At 63.4% G+C, this 14,966-nt stretch carries 14 protein-coding genes; 7 read left to right on the forward strand and 7 right to left on the reverse strand.

Going from position 1 to position 14,966, the window contains the following annotated elements; genetic code table 11:
* The 5 genes from ASD75_RS13080 to ASD75_RS13100 all read right to left on the reverse strand — a co-directional run bounded on the left by ASD75_RS13080 (position 1) and on the right by ASD75_RS13100 (position 6,216).
* Positions 1-786 carry an ABC transporter ATP-binding protein gene (locus ASD75_RS13080; RefSeq protein WP_015014388.1) on the reverse strand — a complete coding sequence of 262 codons (786 nt, stop codon included), beginning with the start codon at positions 784-786 and terminating at the stop codon, positions 1-3.
* A gap of 2 nt (positions 787-788) precedes the next feature.
* Positions 789-2,111, reverse strand: coding sequence for a branched-chain amino acid ABC transporter permease (locus ASD75_RS13085; RefSeq protein WP_056746259.1), 1,323 nt, complete (start codon positions 2,109-2,111; stop codon positions 789-791).
* 4 nt (positions 2,112-2,115) lie between these two features.
* On the reverse strand, positions 2,116-3,069 hold the full coding sequence (locus ASD75_RS13090) for a branched-chain amino acid ABC transporter permease (protein ID WP_056063520.1): 954 nt from the start codon (positions 3,067-3,069) through the stop codon (positions 2,116-2,118).
* A gap of 83 nt (positions 3,070-3,152) precedes the next feature.
* Complete coding sequence (locus tag ASD75_RS13095; RefSeq protein ID WP_056063523.1) at positions 3,153-4,385, reverse strand: branched-chain amino acid ABC transporter substrate-binding protein; 1,233 nt, start codon at positions 4,383-4,385, stop codon at positions 3,153-3,155.
* Between the two features lie 187 nt (positions 4,386-4,572).
* Entirely contained in the window at positions 4,573-6,216 is a 1,644-nt protein-coding gene (locus ASD75_RS13100) for a 3-(methylthio)propionyl-CoA ligase (RefSeq protein WP_056746261.1), read from the reverse strand.
* 288 nt (positions 6,217-6,504) lie between these two features.
* Between ASD75_RS13100 and ASD75_RS13105 the strand changes: the two genes are divergently transcribed.
* Positions 6,505-7,191 carry a Crp/Fnr family transcriptional regulator gene (locus ASD75_RS13105; RefSeq protein ID WP_056063530.1) on the forward strand — a complete coding sequence of 229 codons (687 nt, stop codon included), beginning with the start codon at positions 6,505-6,507 and terminating at the stop codon, positions 7,189-7,191.
* Positions 7,192-7,237: 46 nt separating this feature from the next.
* Here ASD75_RS13105 and ASD75_RS13110 read toward each other — a convergent pair whose 3' ends face one another.
* The gene (locus ASD75_RS13110; RefSeq protein WP_056746263.1) at positions 7,238-8,971 is read right to left on the reverse strand and encodes a carboxylesterase/lipase family protein; all 1,734 of its coding nucleotides are present in this window, start codon (positions 8,969-8,971) and stop codon (positions 7,238-7,240) included.
* Positions 8,972-9,156: 185 nt separating this feature from the next.
* Between ASD75_RS13110 and ASD75_RS13115 the strand changes: the two genes are divergently transcribed.
* From ASD75_RS13115 to ASD75_RS13140, 6 genes are all read left to right on the forward strand, one after another.
* Positions 9,157-10,224, forward strand: coding sequence for an AraC family transcriptional regulator (locus ASD75_RS13115; RefSeq protein WP_056746266.1), 1,068 nt, complete (start codon positions 9,157-9,159; stop codon positions 10,222-10,224).
* A gap of 79 nt (positions 10,225-10,303) precedes the next feature.
* The gene (locus tag ASD75_RS13120; protein ID WP_056746269.1) at positions 10,304-11,785 is read left to right on the forward strand and encodes a YdiU family protein; all 1,482 of its coding nucleotides are present in this window, start codon (positions 10,304-10,306) and stop codon (positions 11,783-11,785) included.
* Complete coding sequence (gene msrB, locus ASD75_RS13125) at positions 11,782-12,195, forward strand: peptide-methionine (R)-S-oxide reductase MsrB (RefSeq protein ID WP_056063540.1); 414 nt, start codon at positions 11,782-11,784, stop codon at positions 12,193-12,195. The genes ASD75_RS13120 and msrB overlap by 4 nt, the downstream gene beginning before the upstream one ends.
* 24 nt (positions 12,196-12,219) lie before the next feature.
* Positions 12,220-12,759 (forward strand): septation protein A, encoded by a 540-nt coding sequence (locus tag ASD75_RS13130; protein WP_056063543.1) that lies wholly within the window; start codon positions 12,220-12,222, stop codon positions 12,757-12,759.
* 15 nt (positions 12,760-12,774) lie between these two features.
* Entirely contained in the window at positions 12,775-13,035 is a 261-nt protein-coding gene (locus ASD75_RS13135; RefSeq protein WP_056746271.1) for a BolA family transcriptional regulator, read from the forward strand.
* 66 nt (positions 13,036-13,101) lie between these two features.
* Positions 13,102-13,887 (forward strand): peptidylprolyl isomerase, encoded by a 786-nt coding sequence (locus ASD75_RS13140; protein ID WP_056063551.1) that lies wholly within the window; start codon positions 13,102-13,104, stop codon positions 13,885-13,887.
* Between the two features lie 101 nt (positions 13,888-13,988).
* Here ASD75_RS13140 and ASD75_RS13145 read toward each other — a convergent pair whose 3' ends face one another.
* Positions 13,989-14,804, reverse strand: a complete 816-nt coding sequence (locus ASD75_RS13145) for a heparan-alpha-glucosaminide N-acetyltransferase (protein ID WP_255356272.1) — start codon at positions 14,802-14,804, stop codon at positions 13,989-13,991.
* Between the last annotated feature and the right edge of the window lie 162 nt (positions 14,805-14,966).

Below are 14,966 nucleotides of genomic sequence, written 5' to 3' on the forward strand. Positions count from 1 at the left end.
TCAGTGTCCCGCCCCTTGCTCATCCGCAACGACCGAGCCCAGATAGGCCTCTTGCACGCGCTGGTTGGCGCGCACCTTGTCGGGCGTGTCAAAGGCAATCACCTCGCCGTACACCACCACAGCGATCTTGTCGGCCAGGCCGAACACCACGCCCATGTCGTGCTCCACCGTCAGCAGCGTGCGGCCTTCGGTCACTTCCTTGATGAGGTGGATGAAGCGTGAGGTCTCGGTCTTGCTCATGCCGGCCGTCGGTTCGTCCAGCAGGATCACATTGGCACCGCCCGCGATGGTGATGCCAATCTCAAGCGCGCGCTGCTCAGCGTAGGTCAGGTTCATCGCCAGCGTGTCGCGCTTCTTGTCGAGCTTGATCATTTCCATGAGCTGCTTGGCGCGCTCGTTGGCATCGTGCAGGTTCGACAGGAAGCGCAGGAACGTGTACTTGTAGCCCATGCTCCACAGCACGCCGCACCGCAGGTTTTCGAACACCGACAGCTTGGGAAAGATGTTGGTGATCTGGAAGCTGCGCGAGAGCCCGCGCCGGTTGATCTCGTACGGTGCCATGCCGTTGATGCGCTGGCCATTCAGGATCACATCGCCGCTGGTGGGCGCAAAGCGCCCGCTGATCAGATTGAACAGCGTGGACTTGCCCGCGCCGTTGGGGCCGATGATGGCCACGCGCTCACCGGGCGCGACGGCCAAGTTGGCGCCGCGGATGATCTCGGTCTTGCCAAAGCTCTTGCGCAAGTCGCGCAGTTCGAGCGCATAGGTTGCGTTGTCAGCCGCCATGGTTACAAAGCCTCCCCGCGCTTGATTTCATGTTCTATTTCTTCCTGGATCCTGCTCCACTGGCGCACAAATTGGCGGCGGCAGAGTTCAAACAGGGCAAAGCCCGTCACCATCACAAACACCGCACCAAACCAGCTGGTAAAGCCCTTGGCGTTGAGCGTGGCGCCGAGGAAGGTCAACTCTGGCCCCAGCGCGGCATTGAGCTGCAGGTGGTAGGTCATCTCGATCATGCAGGCTGCGCCCATCACACCCACCAGGGCAGTACCGCCCAGCGCAAGGTAAGAGGTCCACAGCTGGCGCAGCTTGCCGAACTTGGCCAAGCGCAGGTTCATCATGATCAGGCTGGCCACGCCACCGGGCGCATACATCACCATGAACAGGAACACCAGGCCCAGATACAGCAGCCAGGCCTTGGACAGCTCAGACAGCAGCACAGACGCCAGCACCAGCAGCACGGCACCAATGATGGGGCCGAAGAAGAAGGTGGCACCGCCCAGGAAGGTGAACAGCAGGTAGCCACCCGAACGCACCACGTTCAGGCTGTCGGCACCCGTCACGATCTCGAAGTTGATGGTGGCCAGACCACCACCAATGCCGGCAAAAAAGCCCGCAATGATGAAGGCGAAGTAGCGCACCCGCTGCGTGTTGTAGCCAATGAACTCCACACGCTCGGGGTTGTCGCGCACTGCGTTCAGGATGCGGCCCAGCGGTGTGCCGGTGAAGGCAAACATCGCCGCGGTGCACACGAAGCAGTACACGGCGATCAGGTAGTACACCTGAATGGCAGGACCGAAGGTGATGCCGAAGAACGACTGGCCATACACGCGGTCGGTGGTGATGCCGCCTTCGCCCCCGAAGAACTCGGGGAACATCAGCGCCATCGAAGCCACCAGCTCGCCAATGCCCAGCGTGATCATGGCGAATGTGGTGCCGGACTTCTTGGTCGTGACGAAGCCCAGCAAGATGGCAAAGAACGCCCCCGCCAGCCCGCCCACGATGGGGATCAGCACCAGCGGAATGCTGAAGCTGCCTTTGCTTGCCATGTTCATGGCGTGGATGGCTATGAACGAACCCAAACCGGTGTACACGGCATGGCCGAAGCTCAGCATGCCGCCCTGCCCCAACAACATGTTGTAGGACAGGCAGATGATGATGAGGTAGCCGATCTGCGAGAGCATGGTCAGCGCCAGGCTGCTGCGAAACAGCATGGGCGCCACGATCAGTGCTGCGGCAAACAGCGTCCAGATCACGAAGCGCCCGACGTTCCAGGGCTTGAACCGGTAGTGCGACGTGGCACTGGAGACAGGATGAGTGGTTGAATTCATGGCATCAGTCCTCCCGCGTGCCCAAAAGGCCCTTGGGGCGGAAGATCAGGATCAGCACGAGGAACAGGTACGGCAGGATGGGCGCCACCTGGGAAATAGTGAGCTTGAGCAAGGGATAGCCAAAGGTCTGGTCGGTCACCGCCACACCCACGGCCTTGAAGACGTGGATCAGCGAGTAGTCCAGCGCCACGGCAAAGGTCTGTACCACGCCGATCAGCAGCGAGGCAATGAAGGCCCCTGCCAGCGAACCCATGCCGCCCACCACCACCACCACGAAGATGATGGAGCCGACAGACGCCGCCATCGCAGGCTCGGTCACATAGGTGTTGCCGCCGATCACGCCCGCCAGGCCCGCCAGCGCGGCGCCGCCACCAAACACCAGCATGAAGACACGCGGTACGTTGTGGCCCAGCGCCTCCACCATTTCGGGGTACTTGAGAGCCGCCTGGATCACCAGCCCGATGCGGGTGCGTGTGAGCAGCAGCCACACCGACAGCAGCATCAGCAGCGCCACCAGCATCACAAACGAACGCGACTTGGGAAACTGCGTGCCGTACAGCGAGAACAGCGGGCCCTGCAATTGCTCTGGCAGGCCGTAAGGCACCGTGGAGCGACCCCAAACCAGCTGCACGACTTCCAGAATCAGGTACGACAGCCCGAACGTGACCAGCAGCTCGGGCACATGGCCAAACTTGTGCACCCGGCGCAGGGCATAGCGCTCGAACGCAGCCCCCAGCACAAACACCACAAGCGGTGCCAGCACCAGCGCAGGCCAAAAGCCCACCACCCCGGAGATGGTGAACGCGAAATAGGCACCCAGCATGTAGAAGCTGGTGTGTGCGAAGTTGAGCACGCCCATCATGCTGAAGATCAGCGTGAGGCCGGAACTCAGCATGAACAGCAGGAGCCCGTAGCTCACGCCGTTCAGCAAAGAGATCACGAAAAACTCAGGATTCATTGGAATTTTTCATCACGGAGGGAAAAAAAAGGCCCGAGTACGTCGGGCCTCGAAGTTCTGGCGCCGAAACGCCAGCGCCGGATTTAGGGGCGCTTCATCTGGCACGACGTGGGCGTGCTGGCCACGTAGGGCTCGTAGTACTTCAGCGGCACGAAGGTATAGCCGGTGTTTTCCGAGTCGATGGGGTACTTGCCGCCGGCCTTTTCCCACTTGGAAATGAACAGGCCCTGCTGCAACTGGTGGTCGGTCTTGCGCATCTCGACTTCCCCGTTGAAGCTCTTGAACTTCATGCCTTCAAACGCTGCGGCCACCTTGACGGGGTCGGTGGACTTGGCTTTCACGAAACCTTCGGACAGCATGGTGAAGGCGTGGTACACGGCGCCGGTGTACATGTCGTCGTTGAACTTCTTCTTGTAGTCCACCACGATCTTGTTGAGCTCGCCCGGCAGGTTCATGTGGGCGTAAGCCACCATGTAAACGCGGCCTGCAGCGGCAGAGCCCATGGCAGTGGGGCTGCCGGTGACAGAGCCGTAGTAGGTGTAGAAGTTGACGTTGTTCAGGCCCGCGTCGTTAGCGGCCTTGATTAGCAGTGCCAGGTCAGAACCCCAGTTGCCGGTGATCACGCTGTCAGCGCCCGATGCCTTGATCTTGGCGATGTAGGGCGAGAAGTCGCGCACCTGGGCCAGGGGGTGCAGATCGTCACCCACAAACTGCACGTCGGGGCGCTTGCGCTGCATCATCTCCTTGGCGAACTTGGAGACCTGGTGGCCGTGCGAGTAGTTCTGGTTGATCAGGTAGACCTTCTTGACCTCTGGCAGGTCCTTCATGTAGGTCGTCAGCGCTTCCATCTTCATGGAGGTGTCTGCATCCAGACGGAAGTGCCAGTAGCTGCACTTGCTGTTGGTGAGGTCTGGGTCCACGGCAGCGTAGTTCAGGAACAGGACTTCCTTGCCGGGATTGCGTGCGTTGTGCTTTTCGAGCGCGTCCATGATGGCCAGTGCGGGACCAGAGCCGTTGCCCTGCACCACGTAGCGCGCGCCCTGGTCCATGGCCGAGCGCAGGGCGCTGGTGGTTTCCTGAGGGCTGAGTTTGTTGTCGATGCCGATGATTTCAAATTTGACGCCGGCAGGGTTCTTCTTGTTGAACTCTTCAGCGATGAACTGGAAGCTCTTGAGCTGGTTCGTTCCCACGGCCGCCATCAGGCCAGACAGGGGGTCGAGCCAGGCGATTTTGACCGTCTCGCCCTTTTGAGCGAAGGCCCCGCCAGCGCTTGCCAAGATTACCGAGGCTGCTACAGCCTTAATAGCGAACTTCATGCTTTTGTCTCCTTGTAAATCGACACAACGCAGCGTACCGCGTTGCAACAAAGCGATGCTCAGGGATTGCCCCTACCAGCGTCGCACACGTGACTGGCGCTGCGCTCCCCCGAGCGCGCACCAGCCTGGGGCAGTGCAAAAAATGGCGCTCGCAAGCGATGCGCGCACATGCATTGCCCCACCCTGATCACAGGCCGGGAAGCTTGTAATCCTTGAGCTGCTCACGCAGCTTGGTCTTGAGCATCTTGCCGGTGGCACCGAGCGGAATGGCATCGACAAACACCACGTCGTCAGGGATCTGCCACTTGGCCGTCTTGCCTTCGTAGAAGGCCAGCAGCGCTTCGCGCGTTACCTCTGCGCCAGGCCGCTTGACCACGGCCACGATGGGGCGCTCGTCCCACTTGGGATGCGGCATACCCACACACGCCGCCATGGCAATGGCTGGGTGGGCCATCGCAATGTTCTCGATGTCGATGGAGCTGATCCATTCGCCACCGGACTTGATCACGTCCTTGCTGCGGTCGGTGATCTGCATGAAGCCGTCGGCGTCGATGGTGGCCACGTCACCGGTGGGGAACCAGCCCCTGCCCTGCGCGTCGCGCATCAGCGGGTCACCGCCCTCGCCCTTGAAGTAGCTGCCCACGATCCAGGGGCCCTTGACCAGCAGGTCGCCATAGGTCTTGCCGTCCCAGGGCAGCTCGTTGCCGTCGCCACCCACGATCTTCATGTCCACGCCATAGATCGCACGGCCCTGCTTTTGCAGGATCTTCATCTGCTCGTCCTTGGACATGACGAGGTGCTTGTTCTTCAGCGTGCACAGCGTTCCCAGCGGGCTCATCTCGGTCATGCCCCAGGCGTGCAGCACCTCCACACCGTAGTCTTCCTTGAAGGCGTGGATCATGGCGGGCGGGCAAGCCGATCCGCCGATCACCGTGCGGCGCAGTGTGGAGAACTTGAGGCCCGCAGGCTTCATGTGGCCCAGCATCATCTGCCACACGGTGGGCACGCCCGCCGCGTAGCTGACCTTCTCCGCTTCGATCAATTCGTAGATCGACTTGCCATCCATCGCCGGGCCGGGGAACACCAGCTTGCAGCCAGTGAGCGCGGCCGAGTACGGAATGCCCCAGGCATTGACGTGGAACATGGGCACCACGGGCAGCACCGAGTCGCGGGCCGAGAGGCACATGACATCAGGCAGCGCCGCAGCGTAGGCGTGCAGCGTGGTGGAGCGGTGGCTGTACAGCGCGGCCTTGGGGTTGCCTGTGGTGCCGCTGGTGTAGCACATGCTCGATGCAGAGTTCTCATCGAACTCAGGCCATGCGTAGTCCGAAGACTGCGCACCAATCCAGGCTTCGTAGCTGGTCAGGCCGGGGATGCCGGTGTCGGCCGGCAGCTTGTCGGCGTCACAAAGGGCGACCCACTTCTTGACGGTGGGGCACTTGGCATGCACCGCCTGCACCAGGGGCAGGAAGGTGGTGTAAAAGCACAGCACCTGGTCTTCTGCGTGGTTGATGATCCAGGCGATCTGGTCGGGGTGCAGGCGCGGGTTGACGGTGTGCAGCACGCGGCCCGATCCGCTCACGCCGAAATACATCTCCATGTGGCGATAGCCGTTCCAGGCCAGCGTGGCCACCCGGTCGCTGAACTGGAGCTTCAGGTCATCCAGCGCGTTGGCCAGGCGGCGGGCACGTGCTGCGAGGTCGCGGTACGTGTAGCGATGGATGTCCCCCTCCACCCGTCGGGACACGATTTCGGCGTCGCCGTGGTGGCGCTCTGCGAATTCGATCAGCGACGAAATCAGCAACGGTTGACTCTGCATCAAGCCCAGCATGAATACTCCTTGGATGTTGTAGTGAATGGAACGGTCATCGTAGCGCGCGTATCGGCGTCCGGGTGTCGCCCGCGTCGTGCCCCCGCACGCCGCTGGGATGAACCCGCGCACGCCGTACCACCGCACTGGCGCGGCACCGGTGGCGGCACGGCTGCAAAGTCGCCGAACCCCGTGAACCGCTGCGGAGTGTGCGCCCGGCGGGCATGGCTGCCAACACTTGTCGTCCCACTGACAAAGGGCAAGGGAATACCCTGAACCGCCGGCACCGCTGCAGCGACAATCGGGCCCATGCTTTGCGCTGCCCCTTCCGCCCAACGATTCATTGCCGCCCAGCCCTGGTTCGCGGGCCTGCCTGCCGCCATGCAGGAGCGGCTGCGCGAAGAGGTGTTTGCCGAGCAGGCCGACAAGGGCGCGGTGATGATGCCCGCCGGCAGCGCCGTGCGGGGCTGGCATGCCGTGCTGTCGGGTCTGGTGATGCTGCAGAGCCCCACCAGCAAGGGCCGGTCGTCCGCCTTCATCGGCGTGCCTGACGGTGAATGGTTTGGCGAGGGCTCGGCCATGAAGCCCGAGCCCCGCCGGTACCACGTGGTGGCACTGCGCCCCACCACCCTGCTGTGCCTGCCCCTGCCGCTGTTTGCCACGCTGCGCGAGACCAGCCTGGCGTTCAACCAGTTCCTGGTGCTGCATCTGAACATGCGGCTGGGCCAGGCCATGACCATCATCGAGGCCGGGCGCACCCAGTCCACCGAGCACCGCGTGGCGCTGTACCTCAGCCGCCTGTTCTGGCGCAGCACCCGGCGGCTCAACCTCACGCAGGAAGAGCTGGGCCAGCTGGTGGGCCTGTCGCGGCAGACCGTGAACAAGGTGCTGCAGTCGCTGGAGGGCATGGGCATTGTGTCGCTGGACTTCGGGCGCGTGGCCATCGTGGACGACGAGGCGCTGAACGCATACCTCGCCGCCACGGCCGCGCACTGAACACCCGCATTCGGCCGGGGTCTGTTCGACATCTGCAGCACGAGGGTCATTGCACGCTCAGGCGCACCGCCTTCTGGTCTGCATCAAAGATGAACTTGCGGGGCCACGGCTGCCAGGTCTGGCCCAGCGTGGCGTTGTTGGGATCGCCGGTGTGCACAAAGGCGCGCAGGCTGTCCATCATGGCCCGCGACAGGGCCAGGCGCCCCGGCTGGTTGGCGGTGCTGTTGGTCGCCTTCGCAAACACCGAGGGACCGAAGTTGCCAAACACAAAGGGCAGGTCGAACGCATGGGCCGCGCCGTACACATCGTTCCACGGTGCGGGCTGCTGGGCCCAGTTGAACTGGTAGTTCCACACATTGCTCTGCTGGCTGCGCAGGGCGTTCAGCAGGTTGTCGCGGCTGGCGCCAATGAACACATTACCCAGCATCTGGGTGCGTGCGTTATAGCCCGTGCCCGGGGCTGTCACCGGCAGGTAGGACGCATCCAGAATGTCCGCCGCAGTGAGGGTGGTGGTGGCATCAGGGTCGAAGCGCTGCATCATCGCAAAGCGCTCGGCATCGCCGATCTTCATGCCGGGCTTGCCGCCCAGCAGCACCAGGAACGGGGCAAACAGCTTGCCCTCCTCGGCCGTGTAGCCGGACAAAACAGGCACTTTCTGATAGCGGCCCGCAGAAATCTCCGTGATCGGATCGGCCGGAACCACCACACCGTCCGGGATCGGGCCAGAACCTGTCAGCCCCTTTGCCAGCACCGTCTGCAAGACGACCCGCGCATCCTTGCCACGCAGGTAACTGGCCACCTGCGTGGGGGGCCAGCTGGCCACCAGGGCCTGGGCTTCGGGCAGGCCAGGTGCCAGGCCATCGGCCACGGCCAGATGCGCCAGCAACTGGCTGGCCTGTGCGGCGTAGCGGGAGACCGGGTTGAGCGTGGGGATGGACCCGGCGGGCAGGTTCGACGCCAAGGAGATCCCGCCGCTGATCGGTACCAATTTGTGGAAGAGCCCGGTGGCCTGCGGTGCGGTCAGCAGCGCCAAGGCATTGATGGCCCCCGCCGACTGCCCCATCAACGTGACGTTGCTCGCATTGCCGCCAAACCGGGCGATGTTGCCCTGGACGAACCGCAGCGCCTGCACGACGTCCAGCAGCGCGTAGTTGCCGGTATAGGTGCTGCCGCCTCCGCTGCTTCCATTGCCGTTGTTGCCGGCATGCAGGGCAGGCAACTGCAGATACCCCAGCACATCCAGCCGATAGTTGGCTGTGACCACGATGGCATTGGCCGACTTGGCCAGCGCGGCGCCGTCGTACACCGGGTCGGCGGTGTAGCCCGAGATGGCACTGCCACCGTGGATAAAGACCAGCACTGGCAGGTTGTCCTGCGCGGTGGCCGGACGCCAGATGTTGAGGGTCAGGCAGTCTTCGCTGCCCAGCGGGGTGTTCAGCGTCTGGCCAATCGTGTCGTCAAAGCGGTTGTTGGCCCCGGGTCCGTAAATGCGGCCCATCTGCAGGCACGCACTGCCAAACCGGGTGGCGCTGCGCTCGCCCGTCCAGGCGGCGGGCTCTGCAGGCGGCTGCCAGCGCAGGGCACCCACGGGGGGTTGTGCGTAGGGAACGCCCTTCCAGGCATAGGTGCCGCTGGTGGTGCTGTCATCCGTACCGCGCACCATGCCATAGCGGGTTTCGCGCAGTTCGGGCGGCGTACCGCCAGAACCACCACACGCCGTGGTCATCACAACGGCGAGACAGGCTGCGCCCCAGCGCAGGCTCTTTGCAAAATAGGCCATGTTGTTTGTCTCCTTCGGGGTTTTCAGGAATGGGGCGGGCCTGCAGAACGCATCACACTCGCGCCTGGGACCGACCTCGGCGCCGATTGTGGAAACGCCCGGCCCACAACCCACTATCGCAACCACACCAAAACAGTGACTTCAGAACACCACCCGCGCGTAAACCCTGAGACAGGGGCTTGCCCATGAACCCACTGCCGCAGCGCACCAGCTCTGCCGCCTGGGTGCGCGGCATTGCGGAGCTGTTTGCAGCCGAAGGTCTGCCGGTGCAAGCCCTGTGCGCGCAGGCCGACATCGACCTGGAGAGCCTGCAACACCCCCACACCCGCGTGGATGTGGACCGCGTCAGCCGCTTGTGGGAGGCCGCAGCCCAGCACTACGACCGCCCGGGGCTGGGCCTGGACCGCCAGCTGGCCGCGCGCTACGGCAAGCTGGACCTGGTCGGCCACGCACTGGCCTCGGGGCCCAACCTTCTCGAAGGCTTCAGGCACTTGGACCGGCACATGGCGCTGATCTCGGACGCCACCACGTTCTCGATGGAGCGAGACCCACGCGGTTACTGGATGGTGCTCAACCACATCGGCGCCTCGCGCCCCATACCGCGACAGCGGGTGGAGTTTGCGGTGCTGACCCTGCTGACGCTGTGCGATTGGCTCACCCGGCGCGACCTCACGCCCCTGGCCGTGGAGCTGGTCACCCCAGCGCCGGCCGACGACACGCGGCATCGCGCGGCATTTGGCGTACCCCCCCGCTTTGGCCAGCCGGTAAACCGCTTTCTGATGGCCGAAGCCGACCTGCTGCAACCCATTCCCACCCATAACCCGAGCCTGTGGGCGCTGCACGAACAACTGGTGGAGGCCGAGCTGGGACAACTGGGCCCGTTGGGCCAATCGCTGGTCAGCGCCAAGGTGCGCACCGAGATATCGCGCATGCTGCACCTCGGTGAACCCCGGCGCGAGGACGTGGCTGCGCGCCTGCACCTCACCGATCGAACCTTGCAGCGCCGGCTGCAGGCAGAGTCGGTGAGTTTTCAGCAACTGCTGGACGACACCCGCAGCGAGCTGGCCCGCCAATACCTGGCCGACCCGCGCCGCAGCCTGGCCGAGGTGGCGGACCAGCTGGGGTTCAGCGACCAGAGCAACCTGTTTCGCGCCTGCAAGCGCTGGTTTGGCATGCCCCCAGGCCAATACCGCCAGCAGCTATTACAGCCTGCGTCAGGCCCGGCCTGCCTGACGGCGGCAGCGTTGTTGTAGCGGTCGCGGTGCAGGCTATCCCCGCCCTGCCATGGCCCTGTGGGCGCCGGGGCATCCGGCCTGCGAGACAATCCAGCCCATGACCCTGACTGCCGACAGCGACGCCCACACCGACCTGGGCTTCGCCTGGAACCACCGCTTCGCCGCGCTGGGCACCGACTTTTTCACCGAACTGCGCCCCACCCCTCTGCCCACGCCCCATTGGGTAGGCACCAGCCCCGCCGTAGCGCAACTGCTCGGGCTGGATGAAGCCGCCTTGCGCAGCGATGAGGCCCTGCAGGCCTTCACCGGCAACCGCCTGCTGGCAGGCTCGCGCCCCCTGGCCAGCGTGTACAGCGGACACCAGTTTGGCGTCTGGGCCGGTCAGCTGGGCGATGGGCGCGCCATCTTGCTCGGGGAGACGGCTACGGGGTGGGAAGTCCAGCTCAAGGGTGCTGGCCGCACGCCCTACTCTCGCATGGGCGATGGCCGTGCGGTATTGCGCTCCAGCATCCGCGAGTTTTTGTGCAGCGAAGCCATGCACGGCCTGGGTGTGCCGACATCGCGCGCGCTGTGCATCACCGGCTCTCCCGCGCACGTCCGCCGCGAAGAAATCGAGACCGCTGCCGTCGTCACCCGCGTGGCACGCAGCTTTGTGCGTTTTGGTCATTTCGAGCACTTTGCTGCCAACGGCCAGGATGCCGCGCTGCAAACGCTGGCCGACTACGTCATCGACCGCTACTACCCCGAATGCCGGGACAGCACCGACCTGGCAGGCAACCCGTACGCCGCCCTGCTGCAGGCCGTGAGCGAGCGCACCGCACGCCTCATGGCGCAATGGCAGGCGGTCGGCTTTTGCCATGGGGTGATGAACACCGACAACATGAGCATCCTGGGCCTGACGATTGACTACGGGCCGTTTCAGTTTCTCGACGCGTTTGTGCCCGGCCACGTGTGCAACCACAGCGACTCGCAAGGCCGTTACGCCTACAACCGCCAGCCCAATGTGGCGTACTGGAATCTGTTTTGCCTGGCGCAGGCGCTGCTGCCCCTGATCGGCGACCAGGAACTGGCCAAGCAGGCCCTGGAGTCTTACAAGACGGTTTTCCCCGAGGCCTTCATGGCCCGCATGCGCGCCAAGCTGGGGCTGCGGGAGGCCAGCGACGGCGATGGCGCTCTCATCGACGGCATCTTGCTGCTGCTGGCCCAGAACCGGGTGGATTACCCCATCTTCTGGCGCCGCCTGTCGCAGGCCGTGGGCACCCAAGACAAGGAGCCCGTGCGCGACCTGTTTGTAGACCGTGCTGGCCTGGACCAATGGCTGCTACTATATTCAGAGCAATCAAGGCATATGGATGTAGCGCATCAAGCCGATTTGATGCTCAAAACCAATCCCAAGTTCGTGCTGCGCAACCACCTGGGCGAACAGGCCATTCGTGCGGCGAAACTTGGCGACTTCGGTGAACTCCAAACCCTGCAGCGGCTGCTGGAGCGCCCGTTTGACGAGCACCCGGGGCATGACGCCTACGCCGCCTTCCCGCCCGACTGGGCGTCTTCCATCGAGATCAGCTGTTCATCATGACCCATCCCATCCAGAAGACTGACGCCGAATGGCAAGCCGTACTGCGCGAAAAAGGCGCAGAACCCGTGGCCTTCCAGGTCACGCGCCATGCCGCCACCGAGCGCCCCTTCACCGGCAAGTACGAAGCCCACTGGGCCGACGGCAGCTACCACTGCGTCTGCTGCGGCGCCAAGCTGTTCGACTCGGTCACCAAGTTTGACGCGGGCTGCGGCTGGCCCAGCTTTTCCGAAGCCATCCCCGGCGCCATCACCGAAATCGTGGACCGCAGCCATGGCATGGTCCGCACCGAAACGGTGTGTGCACAATGCGGGGCGCACCTGGGCCATGTGTTTGAAGATGGCCCAGCGCCCACCGGGCTGCGGTATTGCATGAACTCGGCCTCGCTGGACTTCGAGTCCGGCGACCGCTGAAGCCCGGGACTCCTTGCTGACTCCATGAAAATTCTGATCGACTTTTTCCCCATCCTGCTGTTCTTCGGGGCCTACAAGTTCTACGGCATCTACGTAGGCACCGCCGTGCTCATGGCGGCCACGGCCTTGCAGATGGCCATCATCTACGCCATCGACCGGCGCCTGCAGACCATGCACAAGGTCACCCTGGTGCTGATCCTGCTGTTTGGCACGCTCACGCTGGTCCTGCAGGACGACCGGTTCATCAAATGGAAACCCACAGTGCTCTATGGCGCTATGTCGGTGGCCCTGGCGGTGGCGCTCTGGGCGCTCAAAAAGAATTTCCTCAAGATGCTGCTGGGCAGCCAGCTGGACTTGCCCGACGCCGTCTGGCAGCGGCTGAACGTGGCCTGGATCATCTACTGCGCCTTCATGTCCGCCATCAACGCGTACGTGGTGATGAACTTCAGCACCGAAGCCTGGGTGGACTTCAAGCTGTGGGGCTATGCGTTTCCGCTGGTCTTCCTGGTGGCGCAGGGTATCTACATTGCGCCCCACCTCAAGGGCGACGAGCCCACCACCTGAACGAGTGTGAAGCCCATGAACTCCATCGCAGACCAGATGCACCAGACACTGGCCGACCGCCTCACCCCCAGCCACCTGGAGGTGCTGGACGAAAGCGCCGCCCACGCAGGCCATGCGGGCGCCAACGGCACGGGATTCGGCACCCATTTTCGGGTGCGAATTTCGTCACCTTTCTTTACAGGACGCTCCCGCGTGGCCCAACACCGCCTTGTGTATGATGCGCTGCAAGAATTTATTGACCAAGGCGTTCACGCCCTCGCCATTGAAGTTCTCTGAGCCGGCCTCAAGTCAACATCTGCCGGATTTCAGTCGGCAAACAACCCCTCATTTTTTGGATTCCGCATGAAGAAACAGCTCCTGTCCGGCCTCGTTGCCGCTGCCGTGCTGGGCACGTTGGCCCTGCCCGTTTCCGCCCAGAATGTCGCCATTGTTAACGGCAAGGCAGTTCCCAAGGAGCGCGTCGAAGCGCTCAAGCAGCAGGTCGAACGCTCGGGCCGCCCCGTGACGCCCGACATCGAAGGCCAGATCAAGGAAGAAGTCATTGCCCGTGAAATCTTCATGCAGGAAGCTCAAAAGCGCGGCCTGGAAACCTCGGCAGACTACAAGGCCCAGCTGGACCTGGCACGCCAGGCCATCCTGATCCGCGAACTGTTCGCCGACTTCCAAAAGACGAACCCCGTCACCGACGCTGAAATCCAGGCCGAATACGACAAGTTCGTGGCAGCCAACAGCGGCAAGGAATACAAGGCCCGCCACATCCTGGTGGAAAAGGAAGCCGACGCCAAGGCCATCATCGCGTCCATCAAGAAGGGCGCCAAGTTTGAAGACATCGCCAAGAAGCAATCCAAGGACCCAGGCTCCGGCGCAAAGGGCGGCGACCTCGACTGGGCCAACCCATCGAGCTACGTGAGCGAGTTCACCGAAGCGCTGGTCAAGCTCGAAAAGGGCAAGATGACAGAGACGCCCGTGAAGAGCCAGTTTGGCTGGCACATCATCCGCCTAGACGATGTGCGCCAGGCAGAGCTGCCCAAGCTCGAAGAAGTCAAGCCCCAAGTGGCGCAGCAACTGCAGCAGCAAAAGCTGGCCAAGTTCCAGGAAGACCTGCGCGCCAAGGCCAAGGTGGAATAAGCCACTCGGCCCCCCAGCCGTCATGGCCACAAAAAACGCGACCTCGGTCGCGTTTTTTTATGGCTCGGCCTGTTTAGCAAGGCCAGACAGTTCGACGAGGCTCAGGTCCGCCCCATCAGCCACACCACAGCCATCAGCAGGCCGATCATCACCGGTTGGTGGAGCATGTAATAGCTCAGGCTCCATCGCCCCAGTGTCGCCAGAGGCCGCACCACCACGGGTAGCGGCCATTGCAACCAGCCCCTGCGCGCGCGCATGGCCCATTGACCTGCAGCGAGCCCCCACCAGAGCACACCCAACCATGGCAACACGGGCACATAGTCTTCCGTGAACGGTTTGCGGGACACCAACCCCAGCCAATTCAGGGCTCGCCCATTGAACCAGGGTGCGGCATCGGCCCATACCCCCGCCAGAAGCTGCTGCGCAGCCCACGGCAAGGCCACCGCCACCAGTCCGGCCAGCCACAGCCAGCGCCCCCACCCTGCCGTACAGCGCGCAATGAGCAACATCACCGCCATGCCATGCAGCACACCGAAATAGATGAAGCTGGCCGGAAACATCACAAACGACCCCGCGGACACCAGCAGCGCACACCCGGCGATCTGCACCCATCGGCGCCCAAACCGGTGCCAGCCCTGCCCCTGATGCAACGCAATGGCCTGGCTCAGTCCCGCGCAAAACAGGAAAAGACTCACGATGAAGGTGCGCTGCGTGGTCCAGAACGGATCCACACGAAAGTTCTGTGACCACAAGCCGAAGTGGCTCAGATCAAAACAGAAGTGGAACACCGTCATCCACACCATGGCGACTCCCCTCAGAGCATCGACCGCGTCGTATCGCTGCACTGCAGGCAGGGCAAGCGCTTCGGACTGGGGCAACGGTACGGCAGCGGCTTTAGAGAGCACAGAGAAGGTCATGGAGATACCAGCAAGCACCGTGCGCGGTAAACGGCAGGGGCGGTGCGAATGGGAGCCAACCGGCGATGGCCACAATGGTACGTAGATTCCGCGAGCCTGCTGGAAACGAAGGCGGTGAATAGCCCATTTCCGCTCGCCCCCGAGACCCCGATCGCCTCTGCG

The sequence above is a fragment of the Acidovorax sp. Root568 genome (assembly GCF_001427445.1).
Taxonomy (GTDB): domain Bacteria; phylum Pseudomonadota; class Gammaproteobacteria; order Burkholderiales; family Burkholderiaceae_C; genus Acidovorax; species Acidovorax delafieldii.